The organism is Blautia sp. An249, assembly GCF_002159835.1.
Taxonomy (GTDB): Bacteria; Bacillota; Clostridia; order Lachnospirales; family Lachnospiraceae; genus Blautia_A; species Blautia_A avistercoris.
Window position 1 is genome coordinate 333,019 of sequence record NZ_NFJL01000002.1, and the last position, 19,763, is coordinate 352,781.

At 45.9% G+C, this 19,763-nt stretch carries 18 protein-coding genes and 1 tRNA gene; 13 read left to right on the top strand and 6 right to left on the bottom strand.

Features of this window, described 5'->3' with window-relative positions; translation table 11 throughout:
• Positions 1–38: 38 nt before the first annotated feature.
• Positions 39–1,118, top strand: coding sequence for a 3D domain-containing protein (locus tag B5F53_RS03515; protein WP_087219835.1), 1,080 nt, complete (start codon positions 39–41; stop codon positions 1,116–1,118).
• Positions 1,119–1,278: 160 nt separating this feature from the next.
• On the top strand, positions 1,279–2,157 hold the full coding sequence (locus B5F53_RS03520) for an aldose 1-epimerase family protein (protein WP_087219838.1): 879 nt from the start codon (positions 1,279–1,281) through the stop codon (positions 2,155–2,157).
• A 55-nt stretch (positions 2,158–2,212) separates the two neighbouring features.
• Here B5F53_RS03520 and B5F53_RS03525 read toward each other — a convergent pair whose 3' ends face one another.
• Entirely contained in the window at positions 2,213–3,079 is an 867-nt protein-coding gene (locus tag B5F53_RS03525; RefSeq protein ID WP_087219841.1) for an AraC family transcriptional regulator, read from the bottom strand.
• A 169-nt stretch (positions 3,080–3,248) separates the two neighbouring features.
• Between B5F53_RS03525 and B5F53_RS03530 the strand changes: the two genes are divergently transcribed.
• The 5 genes from B5F53_RS03530 to B5F53_RS03550 are packed head-to-tail and all read left to right on the top strand — an operon-like array spanning position 3,249 to position 10,358.
• Complete coding sequence (locus tag B5F53_RS03530; protein WP_087219844.1) at positions 3,249–4,535, top strand: ABC transporter substrate-binding protein; 1,287 nt, start codon at positions 3,249–3,251, stop codon at positions 4,533–4,535.
• Positions 4,536–4,552: 17 nt separating this feature from the next.
• Positions 4,553–5,425, top strand: a complete 873-nt coding sequence (locus B5F53_RS03535; protein WP_087219847.1) for a carbohydrate ABC transporter permease — start codon at positions 4,553–4,555, stop codon at positions 5,423–5,425.
• Complete coding sequence (locus B5F53_RS03540) at positions 5,425–6,267, top strand: carbohydrate ABC transporter permease (RefSeq protein WP_087219850.1); 843 nt, start codon at positions 5,425–5,427, stop codon at positions 6,265–6,267. The genes B5F53_RS03535 and B5F53_RS03540 overlap by 1 nt, the downstream gene beginning before the upstream one ends.
• Positions 6,268–6,304: 37 nt before the next feature.
• Positions 6,305–8,503: an alpha-galactosidase gene (locus B5F53_RS03545; RefSeq protein ID WP_087219853.1), complete on the top strand. Its 2,199-nt coding sequence runs from the start codon at positions 6,305–6,307 to the stop codon at positions 8,501–8,503.
• 4 nt (positions 8,504–8,507) lie between these two features.
• Positions 8,508–10,358 carry an amylosucrase gene (locus B5F53_RS03550; RefSeq protein WP_087219856.1) on the top strand — a complete coding sequence of 617 codons (1,851 nt, stop codon included), beginning with the start codon at positions 8,508–8,510 and terminating at the stop codon, positions 10,356–10,358.
• A 60-nt stretch (positions 10,359–10,418) separates the two neighbouring features.
• On the opposite strand, the gene B5F53_RS03555 is transcribed toward B5F53_RS03550, so the two are convergent.
• The gene (locus B5F53_RS03555) at positions 10,419–11,699 is read right to left on the bottom strand and encodes an O-acetylhomoserine aminocarboxypropyltransferase/cysteine synthase family protein (protein WP_087219859.1); all 1,281 of its coding nucleotides are present in this window, start codon (positions 11,697–11,699) and stop codon (positions 10,419–10,421) included.
• Positions 11,700–11,786: 87 nt separating this feature from the next.
• Positions 11,787–11,859 (bottom strand) — tRNA-Phe (locus tag B5F53_RS03560).
• Between the two features lie 187 nt (positions 11,860–12,046).
• Between B5F53_RS03560 and B5F53_RS03565 the strand changes: the two genes are divergently transcribed.
• Together B5F53_RS03565 and trxA are read left to right on the top strand one after the other, a co-directional pair.
• Positions 12,047–12,934 (top strand): NAD(P)/FAD-dependent oxidoreductase, encoded by an 888-nt coding sequence (locus B5F53_RS03565; RefSeq protein WP_087219863.1) that lies wholly within the window; start codon positions 12,047–12,049, stop codon positions 12,932–12,934.
• A 13-nt stretch (positions 12,935–12,947) separates the two neighbouring features.
• Complete coding sequence (gene trxA / locus B5F53_RS03570) at positions 12,948–13,250, top strand: thioredoxin (protein ID WP_087219866.1); 303 nt, start codon at positions 12,948–12,950, stop codon at positions 13,248–13,250.
• 36 nt (positions 13,251–13,286) lie between these two features.
• On the opposite strand, the gene B5F53_RS03575 is transcribed toward trxA, so the two are convergent.
• A complete protein-coding gene (locus B5F53_RS03575; RefSeq protein ID WP_087219868.1) occupies positions 13,287–13,958 on the bottom strand; it encodes a Crp/Fnr family transcriptional regulator in 672 nt (223 codons plus the stop codon).
• Between the two features lie 161 nt (positions 13,959–14,119).
• Between B5F53_RS03575 and B5F53_RS03580 the strand changes: the two genes are divergently transcribed.
• The 4 genes from B5F53_RS03580 to B5F53_RS03595 all read left to right on the top strand — a co-directional run bounded on the left by B5F53_RS03580 (position 14,120) and on the right by B5F53_RS03595 (position 17,661).
• The gene (locus tag B5F53_RS03580; protein WP_087220073.1) at positions 14,120–15,787 is read left to right on the top strand and encodes a B12-binding domain-containing radical SAM protein; all 1,668 of its coding nucleotides are present in this window, start codon (positions 14,120–14,122) and stop codon (positions 15,785–15,787) included.
• A gap of 14 nt (positions 15,788–15,801) precedes the next feature.
• The gene (gene nth, locus B5F53_RS03585) at positions 15,802–16,431 is read left to right on the top strand and encodes an endonuclease III (protein WP_087219871.1); all 630 of its coding nucleotides are present in this window, start codon (positions 15,802–15,804) and stop codon (positions 16,429–16,431) included.
• Between the two features lie 157 nt (positions 16,432–16,588).
• Positions 16,589–17,170 (top strand): AIR synthase-related protein, encoded by a 582-nt coding sequence (locus B5F53_RS03590; protein WP_087219873.1) that lies wholly within the window; start codon positions 16,589–16,591, stop codon positions 17,168–17,170.
• Positions 17,158–17,661 (top strand): tRNA (cytidine(34)-2'-O)-methyltransferase, encoded by a 504-nt coding sequence (locus tag B5F53_RS03595; protein WP_087219877.1) that lies wholly within the window; start codon positions 17,158–17,160, stop codon positions 17,659–17,661. The genes B5F53_RS03590 and B5F53_RS03595 overlap by 13 nt, the downstream gene beginning before the upstream one ends.
• A gap of 1 nt (position 17,662) precedes the next feature.
• On the opposite strand, the gene B5F53_RS03600 is transcribed toward B5F53_RS03595, so the two are convergent.
• Positions 17,663–19,063 (bottom strand): HAMP domain-containing sensor histidine kinase, encoded by a 1,401-nt coding sequence (locus tag B5F53_RS03600; protein ID WP_087219880.1) that lies wholly within the window; start codon positions 19,061–19,063, stop codon positions 17,663–17,665.
• Positions 19,060–19,761: a response regulator transcription factor gene (locus tag B5F53_RS03605; protein ID WP_087219883.1), complete on the bottom strand. Its 702-nt coding sequence runs from the start codon at positions 19,759–19,761 to the stop codon at positions 19,060–19,062. Before B5F53_RS03605 ends, B5F53_RS03600 begins: the two co-directional genes overlap by 4 nt.
• Positions 19,762–19,763: the final 2 nt, after the last annotated feature.

Sequence of the window (19,763 nt, forward strand, 5' to 3'; positions counted from 1 at the left end):
AAAAGGAGGAAGACGGCCGCCGGCCGGAAAATAAGCACATGAAAAAACGTATTTTAACAGGAGGTATCCTGCTTTCCCTATCACTGATGATGGCGGTGCCTGCGCAGGCAGCAGTGCTTGAATATCAGGACGCTGTAAACGTGATGAAACAAGACAATAAAACCCCTGAAATTCGTACAATAAAGATAAATGCCAAACGTTCGGCGAAACTGGTGGAATATGAGGAAGATCTGTATATTTCGGCGAAAGCCGCTATGATTCGTCAGCTTCCCAGCGAGAAAAGCAAAGCGGTAAAGAAACTGGTGCTGGGAGACGAAGTGCACCAGACCGGAATCTGTGACAATGGCTGGACGCAGATTTCCTACACAGGAGCAGATAAAAAAGAGCAGATTGGATACGTAGACGGAGGCAAGCTCTCTGATAATTCTCAGATCCAGAAAGTGAAAGAAGAGGTAACCGTTAATACAGACTTTAATGTTCTGGATTATCCGGGAATGAAAGACGGTCTGGAACTGGGGGAGGTCATTGAAGATGATGAAGTAACCCGTACCGGAATCTGCAACAAAGTATGGAGCCGTATTTCTTTTAAAGATATTGAAGGAAAACAGGTGACCGGATTTATTCCCACCAGTTATCTGAATGTGGAAGAAGAAACAGAAGAAGAGACAGAGGAAGCAGACACAGAAGAGGGAATGATACATAAAACTGCCGGAGATAGCGTATTTGTAGACGCCGTGGACGGAGTTACAGAAACCATGGATGGAGTAGAAGTGCAGGATGGCGTATTAGTGGGAGACATTGAAGATGTTCCGGCCAACGCCAAGCTGAAATCTCTGGGAACCTTCCGGATTACCCATTACTGTCCGTGCAGTATCTGCTGCGGTCCGTGGGCGGATGGAATTACTTCAACAGGCGTAACGGCACAGACCAATCATACCATTGCGGTAGAACCTTCCCAGATTCCTTATGGTTCTAAGGTTGTGATTAACGGACAGGTTTATACAGCAGAAGATTGTGGCGGCGGTATTACGGAGAACTGCATTGACGTTTATGTAGCGTCCCATGAAGAAGCTTATGAAAAAGGTGTATATTATACAGATGTTTATCTGATACAGTAAATTTTAATACGGTAACTATCAGGCAAAAGTAAAGAGGTGCTGCAGAATTTTTTCTGCGGCACCTTTTATATCGCAGAAAAGTACGCCATATTGTTTTGTATTCCAATATTATCCTATGTTATAATAGATGAAAATAAAAGAACGGTGGAGGAACGTTTATATGGGAATGTATACCATAAGAAATCAGGAACTTGTTATTGAAGTTCACAGTTTCGGGGCGGAACTGAAATCCTTAAAAGATCAAAGCACCGGCCGTGAATATCTCTGGCAGGCGGATCCGGCTTACTGGAAGAGGACTTCTCCCGTGCTGTTTCCTTTAGTGGGAAATTACAAAAACAAAGAGATGCGTTACCAGGGAAACATCTATCCCATGTCACAGCACGGATTTGCCAGAGATAAAGAATTTACCTGCATCCGCCAGGAGGAAAAGGAGCTCTGGTTTCGTCTGGAGGCAGATGAAGAAACGAAGAAGAGTTATCCCTTTGCCTTCGTCCTGGAAATCGGATATGAACTGACAGAGTCCAGAACGGTGAAAGTAACCTGGAAGGTGACAAATCAGGATGACAAAGAAATGTTCTTTTCCATTGGAGGACATCCGGCTTTTTACTGCCCTTTAAATCCCGGGGAGAAGCAGACAGACTATTCTATTTATCTGGAAGGAGCGAAGGAGATTACAAGCAGAAGAATCGGCGAGGGAGGACTGGCTACAGATACGTTGGTTACATATCCTCTGGAAGAGAGCTGTCTGCCCATTGATGCCCATTTATTTGACTACGATGCGCTGGTCGTGGAAAATCACCAGACACAGAAAGTGAGTCTTCTGGATCCGGGAAAACATCCCTATGTGACGGTTTCCTTTGACACGCCGTTGTTTGGCCTCTGGTCGCCGCCGAAAAAGAATGCTCCCTTTGTCTGCATCGAACCCTGGTACGGAAGATGCGATCACGAGAAGTTTGAGGGTACCCTGGAAGAAAGGGAATGGGGGAATCGTTTATCCCCGGGAGAGGTATTTGAAGCCTTTTATACCATTTCCATTTAGAGAAAAGAAAGAATATCGTATAAACCTGACAATCAGAAAGGTTTATACGATATTTTTATTGGGGGAGAACTCCCTGGTGAATGGCATTTTCTGACCGCCAGATACGGGGAGATTTGCCGTATACATTTTTGAATGCCCTGGAAAAGTGAAGGGGATTGGAATATCCCACAGCATTGGATATATCCTGTACCGAAAGTTTTGTCAGTTTCAAAAGTTCGGCAGCCTTTATCATCCGGTAGTGGATTAAAAATTCCTGGGGTGTCTGCCCCAGCGCCTGACGGAAAATGGTGCCGAAGTAACTGCGGTTTAGACCACATCTGGCGGCAATATCCTCCACGGAAATATCGTTCTGGAAATTCTGTTCTACAAAGGTAATGGCCTCCCGGATATAAAAATCCTGTATTTTCCCACTGGAGGAAAGATGATAAGGAGCTATGGAGCGGGTCAGATAATCCAGAAAGAGGAAACCATGTCCCAGAAGATGGAAGGGAGATTCCTTGGGGTGGTGTACAATATAAAGCATTTCTTCCATCATTTTAATTCCCAGTTCTTTGGAATGGGAGCGATAGATGGGGGAATTGGGAGAGAGTCCGGCAATCTGCAGGGATTCTTTTACCCGGAGGCCGTCAAATTCGATCCAGACATATTCCCAGGGCAGATTGGTATCAGCAGTATAGGTACAGACCTGATCAGGAAAAAGCATAAAGCCCTGTCCGCTTTTAACCTGGTAGGTATGAGAATGCCTGTGGGTATCGTTGGCTGTTAAAACACCGGTTCCGGAAATCACATAGTGAAACAGATAATGAGTTTTGGCCACCGGTCCGAATGAGTGAGAAGGCTTACACTGTTCCCATCCGTATTGATACAAAACAAGATCAATGAAGGTTTCATTGGGAAAGATAGAGAATAAAAAATTGTCCATAAAATCACTCCTTTTCTGTATTATATACCAAAATGCTAGGAGACTTCAAATTATATAGATATATCTAGCATATAGATATAAAACCTTTAATGTACTGGCATTTTGGCAAGCATATTGAGATGTTATAATAGATGCAGCATTAAGCAAGACGAGAAAGGAGAGGGAATTTATGAAAAGGAGAAATCAGGCAATAGCCGTAACGCTCGTGGGCTGTATGACGGCTGCCGCCCTTTTTGCCGGCTGCGGCGGGAAGGAAAACACCGGGAAGACAGAGATTGAAATTGTCCAGTACAAACCGGAAGCAGCAAAATATTTTGATGAGCTGGAAGAAGAATTCAATGCCACTCATGACGACATCCATTTAACCATTGATTCTCCCAACGATGCCAGCACCATTTTGAGGACCCGGTTTATCCGGGAGGACTATCCGGACATTATCGGAATAGGAGGAGACATCAACTATTCCTACTATGTGGATGCGGGCATTCTGGCAGATGTTTCAGATTATGAAGGGTTAAAGGACATCAAATCTGCTTATCTGGACATTGAAGAGGCTCTGGAAATCGTTCCCACAGAAGGCACTTATGCGGTTCCCTATGTGGCAAATGCAGCAGGTATCCTCTATAACAGGGATTTGTTCGAGGAACATGGATGGAAAATACCAAATACCTGGGAGGAACTGATGACCCTGTGTGAAGACATTAAAAGCGAGGGGATCTTACCTTTCTATTTCGGATTTAAGGATACCTGGACCTGTCTGGCTCCCTGGAACTCCATGGCAGTAGATCTGGCTCCGTCGGATGTCTGCAAACAGGTAAACCGGGGAGAAACCACATTCTCCAAAGAGTATGAGGAAGTATCAGAGAAATATCTGGAGCTGTTAAATTACGGACCGGAGGATCCCTTTGCCTATGGCTACAATGATGCATGTACTGCTTTTGCCAATGGACAATCCGCCATGTATCCTATCGGAAGTTATGCAGTGCCGCAGATTCTGTCTGTAAATCCGGAGATGAATATTGACTCCTTCGTGATGCCGGCAGGGGATACTGCAGAGCAGAATACACTGAACTCCGGTGTGGATTTGCATTTCTGTGTAACTGAGGACAGCCCCAATAAAGAAGCTGCCTATGAAGTTCTGGATTTCCTGCTGGAAGATGAAAATATCCAGAAATACATCGACGATCAGAATGCGATTCCATGTAAAGAGGGAGAGTTTGAATTGGCTCCTATGCTGGATGGAATGAATACCTTCATTGAAGAAGGAAACATGACTGACTTTCAGGATCATTATTATCCGTCAGAAATGGCAGTGGATGCACAGATCCAGACCTTCCTGATTAATAAGGATGTGGATGCCTTCCTTCAGAAATTTGACAAGGACTGGCAGCGGTATAACCGGGATACCATCCGAAAAGTACAGGAATATGAAGAAAATCATGGTGAAAACCAATAGGAAAGGGGAGAGAGACGATGAGGAAAATAAATGAGAGAAAACGTACCTATCTGCTGATCACCATACCGATTCTGGCCCTGTTTATATGTTTTAACACCGTGCCGTTAATTAGGGGATTTATTTACAGCTTCACAAACTTTAAAGGATTTGGTGATTACGACTGGGTAGGCCTTCGTAACTATGTGGATCTGTTTTCGGATCCCCGTGTAGGTTCTTCTTATTGGTTTACGTTCCGTCTGGCAGTTGTATCAACCATTGTTACCAACGTGATCAGCCTGATTCTGGCTTTGGGACTGAACAGTAAAATCAAAGCGAAGAGTTTCTTCCGTGGCGCTTACTTTATCCCCAATGTTCTTGGCGCCCTGGTAGTGGGCTATATTTTCAACTACTTCTTTACCTATATTCTTCCGGAACTGGGAAAAATGATGGGAAGCGGCGCATTAAGCAGCAGTATGCTTTCCAATACAAAAACGGCCTGGATTGCCATCGTAGTTGTATGTGCATGGCAGGCAATCGCCATGAACACCATTATTTACATATCCGGACTTCAGACGGTGCCGGAAGATGTTTATGAAGCGGGCTCTCTGGACGGAGCTACCGGCTGGAAGAAGTTTAAACATCTGACCTTCCCTCTGATTGTGCCGTTCTTTACAATTAATATGGTTTTATGTATCAAGAACTTCCTGATGGTATTTGATCAGATTATGGCATTAACCAAAGGTGGTCCTGCACAGAGTACAGAATCTATTTCTTATCTGATCTATAACAACGGTATGTCCGGCGGACAGTTCGGATTCCAAAGCGCCAATGCGGTTATCTTCTTTATTGTAATTGTATTGATTTCTGCTACGCAGATGACCATATCCGCACGAAAGGAGGAACAGTTATAATGAAAGCAAAAACAGAACATGGTACCAACTGGACAGTTACCATTCTATTGATTCTGGGATTGATCACCATCGTGTTCCCGTTATACATGACGATTGTCATTGCATTTAAGCAGCCTTCGGAAATGACCAACAGCATTGCAGGTATTCTGTCTCTGCCCAAATCCTGGAGCCTCAGCAACTTTAAAGAAGCCATGGAAGTGACAGATTTCTGGAATTCTCTGAAAAACAGTTTACTGATAACAGGAGTTACAGTCGTGTTGTCTATTGTAATTCATTCTCTTATGGGATATGCTATAGGAAGAAATAAAGCACACAGTAAATTTTACAGCTTTGTTTATTTGTTTATAGTAAGCGGTATGTTCGTTCCCTTCGCGATTCTGATGATGCCTCTGGCAAAACAGACCGCAGAAATGGGACTGGGAAACTGGGTAGGCGTTATCCTGCTGTATGTAGTATTTTATATGCCGATGAACGTACTGCTGTATTCTGGCTACTTAACTAATATTCCAATGGCTTTGGAAGAAGCAGCGCGGGTGGACGGAGCCAGTACCTGGAGAACGTACTGGAAGGTGATTTTCCCCATTATGAAACCCATGCACGCAACGGTAGCTGTTATTACTGCTCTGGCCGTATGGAACGACGTAATGACGCCCCTTGTTATTATGTCAGGTACCGGACAGAATACCCTGCCTCTGGCACAGCTTAATTTCCAGACCCAGTTCGGAACCAACTATAACCTGGCCTTTGCCTCTTACTTATTAGCCTTAATTCCAATTGTCATTTTCTATATTGTATGCCAGAAGCAGATCTTAAATGGTGTGGTAAACGGAGCAGTAAAATAGCCGAAGAAAATAATTGATAGATATAAGGAGAGCTAAAATGGGAATTACTTATAACAGCAATAACCAGCTATTTACTTTAGAGACTCAGAATACGACATACCAATTTCAGGTGGATATTTGCGGATTTCTTCTGCATCTGTATTATGGGAAAAAGGTGAGCGGAAATATGAACTATCTTCTGACCTTTTATGACAGAGGATTTTCCGGTAACCCCAATGATGCAGAAGCCGACAGAACCTATTCCATGGATGCTCTGCCCCAGGAATTCCCCAGCCTGGGAACCGGCGACTATCGAAATTGTGCTCTTATTATGGAAAACAGCGACGGGAGTTTCAGCTGTGATTTAAGATACCAGAGACATGAGATAAAGAAAGGAAAATATCAGCTGGAGGGACTTCCGGCCGTATATGCAGCAGAAGAGGAGGGGGAGACTCTGGAGATTTTCCTGGAAGATCCGGTAACTGGCGTCCAGGCCATTCTTTATTATGGCCTGCTCCCGCAATATGACATTATTACGCGAAGCGTGAAACTTATCAACCGGGGAGAAGGAAAAGTTTATATCCGAAAGGCGGCTTCCGCCTCCCTGGACTTCCTGAGCGGAGATTATGATGTAATAACTTTTTATGGCAGACATGCCATGGAAAGAAATGTCCAGAGATTACCTGTCAGCCACGGCCGGCAGGTAATCGGAAGCAGCCGGGGCACTTCCAGTCATCAGTATAATCCGGCCATGATTCTGGCGGAGAAAAACACCGGGGAAAAGGCCGGAGGCTGCTATGGAATGACCTTTGTTTACAGCGGAAATTTTGAAGGTGCGGTGGAAAAGGATCAGTATAATCAGACCAGAATGATGATGGGGCTTTCGGAAACCATGTTCCGTTATCCACTGGATCCGGGGGAAGATTTCTGGGTACCGGAGACTGTTCTGACGTACTCCGCCGAAGGACTTAACGGTTTGTCCCGAAATTACCACCGCTGTTTCAGAAACAATCTGTGCAGAGGAAAATACAAAAACGCTGCCCGGCCTATTGTAATCAATAGCTGGGAAGCGGATTATTTCAATTTCACAGGAGAAAGTTTCCTGGAACTGGCAAAGGAAGCGGCCGATTTGGGAATTGAGACGGTGGTTTTAGACGACGGCTGGTTCGGAAAGCGAAACGACGACAATACCAGTCTGGGTGACTGGGTGGTAAATGAGAAGAAACTGGGCTGCTCTCTGGGAGAGCTTATCCGCAGGGTAAATGCGCTGGGGGTGAGATTCGGAATCTGGATTGAACCGGAGATGATTTCAGAAGACAGCGAATTATACCGGGCGCATCCGGACTGGGTGCTTCGGATCCCGGGCAGGGCTCCGGTGCGGGCGAGAAATCAGCTTGTCCTGGACTTTTCCAGAAAAGAAATCCGGGATTATGTATTCGATCAAATCTGCAGTATTCTGGATCAGGGCAATGTGGAATACATCAAGTGGGATATGAATCGCAGCCTGTCAGACATTTATTCGGGATCCACGCAGGATCAGGGACGGGTACTGCATGATTATGTTCTGGGTGTTTATGATTTCATGGAGAGAATGCTCAGGAGGTATCCGGATATTCTGCTGGAGGGCTGCAGCGGAGGAGGCGGACGCTTTGACGCAGGAATGCTCTATTATGCCCCTCAGATTTGGTGCAGCGATAATACAGACGCAGTGGATCGGGTGGAAATCCAGTATGGAACATCCTTTATCTATCCTGTCTGCTGCACAGGTTCCCATGTTTCCGATGTCCCCAATCATCAGACCGGGCGCAGCACACCGCTGAAAACAAGAGGGGTAGTGGCCATGGCGGGAACCTTTGGTTACGAGTGGAATCTGCGGGTTCTTTCGGAGAAAGAAAAAGAAGAAATCCGTCAGCAGATCAGGGACTATAAGCGTTATGAACCCTTAATCCGGACAGGAGACTATTACCGGCTGTCCTGTCCTCAGACGGATGAAATCGGCGCCTGGGCGTTTGTATCTCCCGACAGGGAGAAAGTTCTTTTAAATGTTGTCATGCTGAAGAAACATGGCAATATGACCATCAATTATGTGAAACTGCAGGGGCTGGATCCGGATAAGATTTATCAGGATCAGAATTACAGAAGGAGCTACAGCGGTTCTGCTCTGATGGAGGCAGGTCTTCCCCTTCCTATAGAAAGCGGAGAATATCTGGCCTATCAGTTTTATCTGCGGGAAATAACCGAGGAAAAAGAGGAATAGTAGAATGAAAAAAGGAATAGAAAAATTCCGGGAACGTCTGAACACACATATAGAGGAACTGAAGTGGCTTTATATGGAACTGTATGACAATGAGGCCATGTTTGCCGAACTCTGCGCTCAGATGGAGGAATTTTATACCCAAAGAAATGAAAAACTTAAAGAAAGAGACAGAAACCGGGAGGAAAACCCTAAGTGGTACCGGGATAAAGGGATGCTCGGCATGATGCTTTATGTGGATAACTTTGCCGGGAATCTGAAAGGCGTAAAGAAAAAACTGACATATTTAAAGGAATGTAATGTAAGTTTTCTTCATCTGATGCCTTTTCTGGATACAGTAAAGGGAAAGTCTGACGGCGGATATGCCGTTGCAGATTTTAGGAAAGTCCGGCCGGATCTGGGAACCATGGAGGATCTTGCAGCGCTGGCGGAAAAATGTCATGAGATGGATATGAACGTATGCATGGATTTCGTTATGAATCATACGTCAGAGGGCCATGAATGGGCAGTCCGGGCACGCCGGGGAGAAGGAGAATACATGAGCCGGTATTTCTTCTATGATAACCCGCAGATTCCTGAAGAATATGAAAAGACGGTTCCACAGGTCTTTCCCACAACGGCTCCTGGAAATTTTACGTATCTGCCGGAAATCGGCCATTACGTAATGACCACCTTTTATCCTTACCAGTGGGATTTAAACTACGGTAATCCCAGGGTATTTAATGAAATGATGTATCATTTTCTGTTTTTTGCCAATCAGGGAATGGACATTATCCGAATTGACGCAGTTCCCTATATCTGGAAGGAGCTGGGAACTTCCTGCAGAAACCTGAAGCAGGTGCATACCATTGTCCGGATGATGCGGATGATTGGCGAGATTGTCTGCCCGGCTACAGTACTTCTGGGAGAAGTGGTTATGGAGCCGGAAAAAGTAGTTCCCTATTTCGGTACGGTGGAAAAACCGGAATGCCATATGTTATACAATGTAACTACTATGGCTACTACCTGGCACAGTGTGGCCACACAGGAAACCCGGCTTTTGAAAAAGCAGCTGGATATTGTAAACAGCCTTCCTAAAGAATATACGTTCTTAAATTATCTGCGCTGCCATGACGACATTGGCTGGGGGCTCGACTATGGAACCCTGAATCAGTGGGGAATGGAAGAGGTTTTGCACAAACAGTTTTTAAATGATTATTTCACCGGAAAGTTTACCGGAAGTGAAAGCCGGGGAGAACTTTATAACGACGATCCGGTGACAAAAGACGCCAGATTCTGCGGCACCACCGCTTCTATGTGCGGTGTGGAAAGCGCCGGATTTGAACAGGATCCCGGGAAGATGGAAACAGCCATCCGGAAAGTGGAAATGCTTCATGCCTACATGTTTATGCAGGCCGGTATTCCCATGATTTACAGCGGTGATGAGATTGGACAGGTCAACGATTATCACTATAAGGAAGACAGGGAGAAGAGGGAGGATTCCCGCTACATCCACCGGGGACAGTTTAAGTGGGATTTGGCACGTAAAAGAAAAAATTCTTTAAGTGTGGAGGGGCGTATTTTCAAAGCCCTGCAGAAGATGGAGGAGATTCGTGGTCAGAACCCGGTCTTTGAACCGGACGCAGAAACTTATACACGGGACATGGGAGATCCCCGGATTTTATGTATTGTAAGAAAGTGGAAAGACAGAATGCTCACAGGCATCTTCAACTTCTCTGACTCTCCGAAACAGGCTGCCCTGCCTGAGAAAAAGGGTGTTTGTAAGGATTTATTAAGAAATAAAAAATTAGAAAACGATTTCATTAATTTGTTACCATTCGGTTTTGTATGGGCCGAAACCAGAGAAGAGGACGCCTGATAAGCATATGCCGCATAAGAAGAAAATTGCTTCTTATGCGGCATTCTATATGTTCAGGATTTATGCATTTTTTAAAGCCTGTTCCAGATCCTCCAGAATATCGTCGATGTTTTCGATTCCCACAGACAGGCGAATCATTCCCGGAGAAACGCCGGCTGCAGCAAGCTGTTCATCGTTCATCTGACGGTGGGTATGGCTGGCCGGATGGAGAACGCAGGTTTTCGCATCAGCTACGTGGGTACAGATGGTGGCCAGTTTCAGACTGTCCATAAAACGTACGGCAGCTTCCCGTCCGCCTTTTAAATCAAAGGAAATAACGCCGCAGGTGCCCTTTGGCATATATTTCATGGCCAGATCATGGTATTTGTCATCGGGAAGTCCGGCGTAGTTGACGGTACCGACTTTCTCATGGGCGTGAAGGTATTCGGCAACCTTCTGGGCATTGTAGCAGTGGCGCTCCATGCGAAGAGGCAGAGATTCCAGGCCCAGATTTAAAATGAAAGCATTTAAGGGAGAGGGAATGGAACCCAGGTCACGCATAAGCTGAGAGGTTGCTTTGGTAATATAAGCAGCTTCGCCAAAAGCTTCTGTATAGACGATGCCATGGTAGGACTCATCCGGTTCTGTCAGTCCGTGATACTTATGTCCGTAAGCGCTCCAGTCGAAGTGTCCGCTGTCAATGATAGCGCCGCCTACCTGAGTGGAATGTCCATCCATGTATTTGGTGGTGGAATGGGTGACAATGTCTGCGCCCCACTCAAAAGGCCGGCAGTTTACCGGAGTGGCAAAGGTATTGTCCACAATCAGGGGTACCTGATGGGCATGGGCAATCCGGGCAAATTTCTCAATGTCCAGCACAACCAGGGCCGGATTGGCGATAGTTTCACCGAACATTACCTTGGTATTGGGCCGGAAGGCTTTGGAAATTTCCTCTTCGCTGGCGTCCGGATCCACGAAGGTGCTCTCAATTCCCAGCTTTTTCAGAGTTACAGACAGTAAATTAAAGGTTCCGCCGTAAATGGTGGAAGAAGCCACCACATGATCCCCGGCTTCGCAGATGTTGAAAATGGCATAGAAGTTGGCAGCCTGGCCGGATGAAGTCAGAAGGGCGGCAACGCCGCCTTCCAGATCGGCAATCTTGGCAGCTACACAGTCATTGGTGGGATTCTGCAGACGGGTATAGAAATAACCGTTGTCTTTTAAATCAAATAAGCGTCCCATTTCTTCAGTGGTGTCGTATTTGAATGTGGTGCTCTGATAAATCGGGAGCATACGGGGTTCCCCCTTCTTAGGTGTATAACCGGAATGGAGGCATTTGGTTTCGATTCTGTAGTCGCTCATAGGTGAAAATCTCCTTTCAAATAAGTAAGTTTTCAGTAAACTAAGAAGGACTGCTGCAAAGAATCATTCTGCAGCAGCCCTTAGTCATGCCCAGAGCCGGAATCGAACCAGCGACACGAGGATTTTCAGTCCTCTGCTCTACCAACTGAGCTATCTGGGCCTGTCTTTTTAAATTCCTTTGCAATCATAGCATATTATAGGAAAAAATTCAATAAAAAGATGAAAAAACAGGGAAAAGAAACGCTCCGTCCCTGTGTGACTTAGTCACAGAGAAAGGAAAAAAGAGGAAGTAAAATAATATCATAATAAAAAGAGAAAAATAAGAAAGCCAATGAGGTGAGGCAATTGTGAGAGAAGAAAATTTAGTAATCATCGGAGCCGGTCCGGCGGGGATTTCCGCAGCCCTGTATGCAGTCCGGGCCAGTGCGTCGCCGTTAATTATATCAAAAGGGATTGGAGCCTTGCAAAAGGCAAAGAAAATTGAAAATTTTTACGGCGGAGCAGTCTCCGGTCAGGAATTATATGAAAACGGAGTCAATCAGGCCAGAGACTTAGGCGTTTCCTTTCTGGAGACAGAAGTTCTGGGAATGGAGGAAGTGGAGGAAGGATTTCAGATTACCACTCCGGAAGGCATTATTCACACACAGAGTGTGATTCTGGCAACCGGATCCAGACGTTCCGCCCCGAAAATTCCCGGACTGAAAGAACTGGAAGGAAAGGGAGTCAGTTACTGTGCCGTCTGCGATGCTTTTTTCTATCGAAAGAAGAAGGCGGCGGTACTGGGAAACAGCGACTTTGCCCTTCATGAAGCAGAGGTGTTAAGCAATCTGGCAGCAGAGGTAACCATCTTAACCAATGGAAAAGAGGAGAACTTCTCCAGGGAGTGTCCTTTTCCTGTGGAAACAGCCCCCATCGCCCGGTTAGACGGAGAGAAAAAGTTAGAGGGCGTGACCTTTGAAGACGGAAGCGGCATTGGCACAGACGGCCTTTTTGTAGCCCTGGGAACGGCGGGAAGTGCAGAGATTGCCAGGCAGATGGGCGCAGAGCTGACGGAGAAAGGCCATGTGGTGGTGGACAGTCAGATGCAGACGTCCATTCCCGGACTCTATGCTGCCGGAGACTGCACCGGAGGGCTGCTGCAGATTTCCAAAGCCGTCTACGAAGGAACCGTGGCCGGGATTGAGGCGGCGAAATATGTGAAAAGCAAAAAGAATAAAATAGAAAAAGAAAATTGAGAGGAGAACAAAAATGGCAAAAACAATTACAAAGGCAAATTTTGAAAGTGATGTATTACAGGCAGAAGGAAGAGTTCTGGTGGATTTCTGGGCCACCTGGTGCGCGCCCTGCAGACGGCAGGCAGGCGCCATTGACGAACTGGCAGCCGAGGGTTATCAGGTAGGAAAGATTGATGTGGATCAGGAACCGGATCTGGCAGGAACATTTGAAGTTATGAGTATCCCCACCCTGATCGTTTTTGAAGGGGGAAAAGAAGTGAAACGTTTCGTAGGACTGCAGTCCAAAGCCGTTTTAGAAGCCGCTCTGAAAGAGTAAAAACATAAAGAAACAAAAAAAGCTTTACCGGGAAGATCACAGCTCCCGGTAAAGCCTTTTTTTATCCAGAAGTTCAATTCCCTTCCGGGATACTTTTAAACTGCCTTCCGAAGAGAGCTGCTTTAGAATCCGGCTGACAGATTCTCTGGCGCTTCCTATATCTTTCGCCAGATGTTCCTGAGTAATGGTAAGCACAGAAGTATTCTCCTGAGCAGATTCATCCAGAAGGAAAGCGATGATTCTCTGGCGCAGAGTCAGAAAGAAGGTCCGCTCCAGGGCATGAATCACATCCGAAAAATGTTCCGTGGTCAGTTTGTATATAAAATTTTCCACATAGATATTCTGTTTCATAAAAGAAGAGAAGAAAGGAGCAGGCAGAAGAAACAGATCGCAGTCCGTCTCCGCATCAATCTGTACATCAAAGGTAATGGAGGAGAGCATGCAGGAGGCCGAGAGGGTACAGACGTCATTGTCCCGCAGCCGGTACAAAGTCGCTTCCCTTCCGTCCTCTGAGAGCAGATAAACCCGCAGGATCCCCTTCCGGATAAAAATCGTTCCCAGACAACTGGATTTTTCCGACTGGATAGCCTCATTGGCCCGGTAGGACAGACAGTAGGTGTTTTCGGCCAGAAGGTCTTTCTCCCGCTCTGTCAGATGTTCCCAGAAGGAAAATCTGTGATAAAAAGAATAACACTGTTTTTTCGTCATGATGACCGTCCTCCCTTTCACAGATTTATTGTATCTTATGTCCCCGGGTTTTTCAATGACCTCTTATTTCTCAGGGGATCTCAGGAGAACCGGGAATTTCGTTGACAAGAAAAAAGCACATGACTATAATATTGGATAACGTATCAGAAAAGGAGCCGGGCATGAAAAAAATGATTCTAGCGGCGGTCAACGCCAAATATATTCATTCCAATCTGGCGGTGTACAGTTTAAAGACATACTGCCAGAAAAAACAGGGGATCGGGATTGGGTTAAAGGAGTATACCATCAATCAGCAAAAAGAAGAAATTATGCGGGATCTCTACGGGGAAAACCCGGATGTGCTTGCGTTTTCCTGCTATATCTGGAATATTTCTATGGTAAAAGAACTTCTTTGTGAACTGTCAAAAGTTCTTCCCCATACCTGTTTCTGGGTGGGCGGTCCGGAAGTTTCCTATGATGCCAGGCAGTTTCTGGAAGAGAACCCCTGGGTGACCGGGGTTATGAAGGGAGAAGGGGAGGAAACTTTCTCCTGTCTGGCCGGGTATTATATAAAAGGCGAAGGGGAACTGGAAAGGATAGAGGGGATTACCTTCCAAAAGGACGGAGAAATTCTGGAAAATCCCTGGAGAGAACCCCTGGATTTAGACACCGTGCCCTTTGTCTATGAACAACTGCAGGAATTTCAGAACCGGATCCTATATTATGAAAGCAGCAGGGGCTGTCCTTTTTCCTGCAGCTACTGCCTGTCTTCTGTGGATAAAAGACTGCGTTTCCGCAGTCCGGAAAGAGTGAAAAAAGAGCTGCAGTTCTTCCTGGATTGGCAGGTTCCCCAGGTGAAATTCGTCGACCGTACCTTTAACTGTAAAAAAGATCATGCCCTTGAAATCTGGAAGTATCTGGCGGAACATGACAATGGAATCACCAACTTTCATTTTGAGATTTCTGCAGACTTACTTACGGACGAGGAAATTCAGTTGATGAAAAAGATGCGTCCCGGACTGATTCAGTTGGAAATCGGCGTACAGTCTGTGAATGAAGACACCCTGAAAGCCATCGGACGGAAGATGGACTTTTCCAGGGTAAAGGAAAGGGTCCGTCAGGTAAAAGAAGGGGGGAACATCCACCAGCACCTGGATTTGATTGCAGGACTGCCCTGGGAAGATCTGGAGAGCTTTCACCGCTCCTTTGAGGAAGTTTACGCCCTGGAACCGGAGCAGCTTCAGCTTGGATTTTTAAAAGTGCTAAAAGGATCCAGAATGTATGAAGAGGCAAAAAACTGCGGATGCGTCTACCAGGGAAAAGAGCCTTATGAAGTCCTGTTTACCCGCTGGATTTCCTACGGGGAGCTGCTTCAGCTGAAAACGGTAGAAAGTATGGTGGAGATTTACTATAACAGCTGTCAGTTTGTAAACACTTTAAAAACCATTCTTCCCTGGTTTACAGATGCCTTTACCTTTTATCTGGAGCTGGGCAATTATTATGAAGAGCAGGGGTATCTTCTCCTTTCCCATTCCAGGCTGCGCCGATACGAAATCCTGCGGGAATTTCTGAAAAAGCAGAAACAGATTCCCCTAAGGGAGGCAGAAGAAGCAATGCTTCTGGATCTGTATCTGAGGGAGCGGTTAAAGAGCCGTCCGGCATGGGCGCCTGAGAGAGGTTCTTATGAGAAGAAACTCAACCGGTTGCGAAAGAAGAGGCAGATCCCTAAAACAGCCCATATCGAAGTATTTGAACCGGGCCGTATCCTGCTGTTTGATTATGAAAACCGGGATCCCCTGACGAAAAACGCCAGAGTAGAAGAGTTAGACTGGAATCTGGACGAGGAATAAAGGAGGCAGAATCTGTGGCAACGAAACGTACAAAAGAAATTTTAGCTCTTCTGGACGAACATTACACAAGAGAATACAAATGTTATCTGAATCATGAAAATCCGGGGCAGCTTTTAATCGCCACCATCCTGAGCGCCCAGTGTACAGACGCCAGAGTAAACGTGGTGACAAAAGATCTGTTTCAGAAGTATCCTTCCATGGAGGCCTTTGCCAATGCGGATCTCAATGAACTGGAGCAGGATATTAAGCCCACCGGGTTTTATCATAATAAAGCCAAAAACATTCTGGGGTGCGCCAGAAAGATCATGGATACCTACCACGGAGAAGTGCCAAGCCGGCTGGAAGATTTGATAACCCTTCCCGGAGTGGGACGAAAGACCGCCAATGTGATCCGGGGCAATATTTTCCATGAGCCCAGCATTGTGGTAGATACCCACGTAAAGCGGATTTCCCGAAGGCTGAGACTGACAAAGGAAGAAGATCCGGTAAAAATTGAAATGGATTTAATGAAAGTCCTTCCAAAAGATCACTGGATTTTGTATAATATACAGATTATCACATTTGGACGTCAGATTTGTTTTGCAAGAGGTCCGAAATGTGAAGAATGCTTCCTTACCAAATACTGTAAGGAACGCAGAAAGTAACAGGTAAACGCCGTCTATATCACAAAGAGGTGAGTAAAATGGGAATGTTTGATCCGAAAAAGAGAAGACTTGTGGCTGCGATAATAGCCATTCTTTTAGTGATTGCCATGGTAGTGCCCACGGCCGTATCCTATCTGATGTAAAACGGGAGAGACGTATGAAAGAAACAGAGAGTAAAAGGCAGATTCCCCAGAGCTGGGAACTGCTTGTCACAAAGTGGATTGCCCTTTCGGGAACCTCTGTCCTTCTCAGGGAAAAAGAAGAAGAACTGGAGCAGAGGTTTTCCAGGGATTTTCTCCGTCTGGCGGGAAACTTAAAAGAATATGAAAATATACAGAAAGAACAGGACTTTATAAAAAGAGAAAAAGAAGCAATCTTCTATCCTCTGGGAGAGGGAGGTATTTTCAGTGGTCTGTGGAAGATGGCAGAAGAATACGGGAAGATCGGGATGGACATCGACGTCAGAAAGATTCCCATTCGCCAGGAGACGGTGGAGATCACGGAGCTGTATAATCTGAATCCGTATCTTCTGCATTCTCAGGGCTCTTTTTTAGTTGCCGCACCCCATGGAAACGCCCTTCTTCGACGTCTGAAGGAGGCAGGGATTGAGGCCTGCATCATCGGAGAGACCACCAGAGGCCCGGCCAGAAGACTTTACAACGGAGAACATATCCGCTATCTGGATCGGCCTGGAAAAGACGAATTAGAGAAAATAGGGAGAGCATTATGGCAAAGTTAAATATCGTACTTCATGAACCGGAGATTCCGGCAAATACGGGAAATATCGGCAGAACCTGCGTGGCCACGGGAACGCGGCTGCATCTGATCGAACCGCTGGGATTTCGTCTCAATGAAAAAGCCATTAAACGGGCAGGGATGGATTACTGGAAGGATCTGGATGTAACCACTTATCTGGATTATGAGGATTTCTTAAAGAAAAATCCCGGCGCCAAAATCTATTATGCCACTACCAAGGCCCCCAGAACCTATGCGGAAGTGGAGTTTGAAGAAGACTGTTACATTATGTTCGGAAAAGAAAGCGGAGGAATTCCGGAAGAAATTCTGCTTGAGAATCAGGCCACAGCCATACGGATTCCCATGATCGGGGACATCCGTTCTTTAAATCTGAGCAATTCTGTGGCTGTTATCTTATATGAAGCCCTTCGTCAGCATCAGTTTGATCATATGCAGCTGGAGGGACAATTGACAAAATACCACTGGAAAGAGTAAGTTATGCTCTTTCCAGGGAAAAAATAAATTCCGTACCGACTCCTTCGGTACTAATCACATCGATATTCTGCCCGTGGGCGCTCAGAATTTCTTTTACGATAGACAGACCCAGGCCGGTGCCTTTGGGATCTTTGCCCCGGGAAGAATCAATCTTATAAAACCGTTCCCAAATCTTAGAGAGATTTTCTTTGGAAATCCCAATTCCCCTGTCCTTGACAGAAACGAAAACCTTACCGTTTTTCTCTGTGGTTTCAATGGTAATCGAAGCGTGATCCGGGCTGAATTTAATGGCATTATCCAGCAGGTTGTATAAAACCTGCTGAATCTGTTCTTCATCTGCCCTCACCTGGAGAGACGCTCCCATGAGAATCAGTTCCAGCTGTATCTTGCGGGGAGTACAGATTCCCTCGAAAACACTGGCCGTGCTTTTAATAATCTGATTAATGTCAAAGGACTGGATATTCATCATCCGGGTATGAACATCCAGAGCATTTAAAGTGAGAAGACTGCGGGTGAGCTTCTCCAGCCGCTCCGTTTCATGAGCCACAATTCCCAGATACCGGTTCTGCATTTCATAGGGAATGGTGCCGTCCTGAATGGCCTCCACATAGCCTTTAATAGAAGTAAGGGGCGAACGGAAATCATGGGAGATATTGGCGATAAATTTCTGCTGGTATTCCCCGGTTTCATTCATTCTGTCGGACATATAGTTTAAAGTATTGGCCAGGTAACCGATTTCGTCGCTGCTGTTTACCGGAATCCGGTAGTCCAGGTTTCCCCGGGCAAATTCCTGGGCTCCCTCAGTAATTTTCTGCAGGGGTCTGAATACGGTCAGTGAAAAAATGAAAAAAGTACTCAGAAACAGCAGAAAAATCAGGAAAAAGAGCAGTACGCCAACTGCCACAATCTGATCCCGTTCCTGATAAAGAACTTCCAGGGGATAATGAAAGACAATATATCCCTTCGGCGTCATATTTGCAGTGACAGGAGCCATAACGCTTAGCATATCTTCGGAAAAATTTCCGAAAAAGTCGCCGGTGGTATAATAACTCTCACCCCAGAGGGTAGGATCAAAACCATCTACCGGCACAGGCTGGGAGACGGTTTCCCGGGAATTGTAGATGATCTCATTCTGGCTGTTGATTACCCAGATAATGGCGTCCTGATAGGCGGCCAGGGCCGAGAGATTCTTTCCCAGGGCAGATATATTGCGGTAGGACATCTGATACTTAAAGGTAGAGTCAGAGGCGATGGCTGTGCATTCCTGATATAAATCCTGACTGACAGATGTTTCCAGCTTTCTTTCCACTAAGTGAGCTCCTAAAGTGGTGGTCAGAAAGAGCCCCAGACATCCCAGCAGCAGGTAAATAAGCAGAAATCTCCAGTAAAGTTTCTTTTTCACGGGTTTTTCACCTCAAATTTATAGCCGATTCCCCACACGGTAGCTAAAGACCAACGGGGATGATCTTTGATTTTTTCCCGGATGCGTTTGATATGCACATCCACAGTGCGGGTATCTCCAATATACTCATACCCCCAGATGTGATCCAGAAGCTGCTCTCTGGTAAACACCTGATTGGGAGAGGCGGCCAGAAAGTAGAGAAGTTCCAGCTCTTTGGGAGGCATGTCGATCTGCTGCCCCAGATATACTACAGAGTAATTTGTCAGGTTAATGGAGAGATCCGGGTAATCCACCCGTTTTTCCGCGGAGGGCACAGCGGGCTGTTTTACATGGAAACGGCGCAGAACCGCTTTCACACGGGCTACCAGCTCCTTGGAGTCAAAGGGCTTAATCATGTAATCATCAGCGCCCAGCTCCAGCCCCAGCACCTTATCAAAGGTCTCTCCTTTGGCAGAGAGCATAATGATGGGCACATCGGAAGTATGGCGGATTTCCCGGCAGACCTGATAGCCGTCCATACCCGGAAGCATCAAATCCAGCAGGATTAAATCCGGCTGAAAGGTTTTAAATTTTAATAAGGCCTCTTCCCCGTCATTGACAATCAGGGGATCAAAGCATTCTTTGGTCAGATACAAAGCGATGAGCTCTGCAATATTGTTATCATCGTCTACGATTAAAATCTTCTGTTTTGCTGCCATAA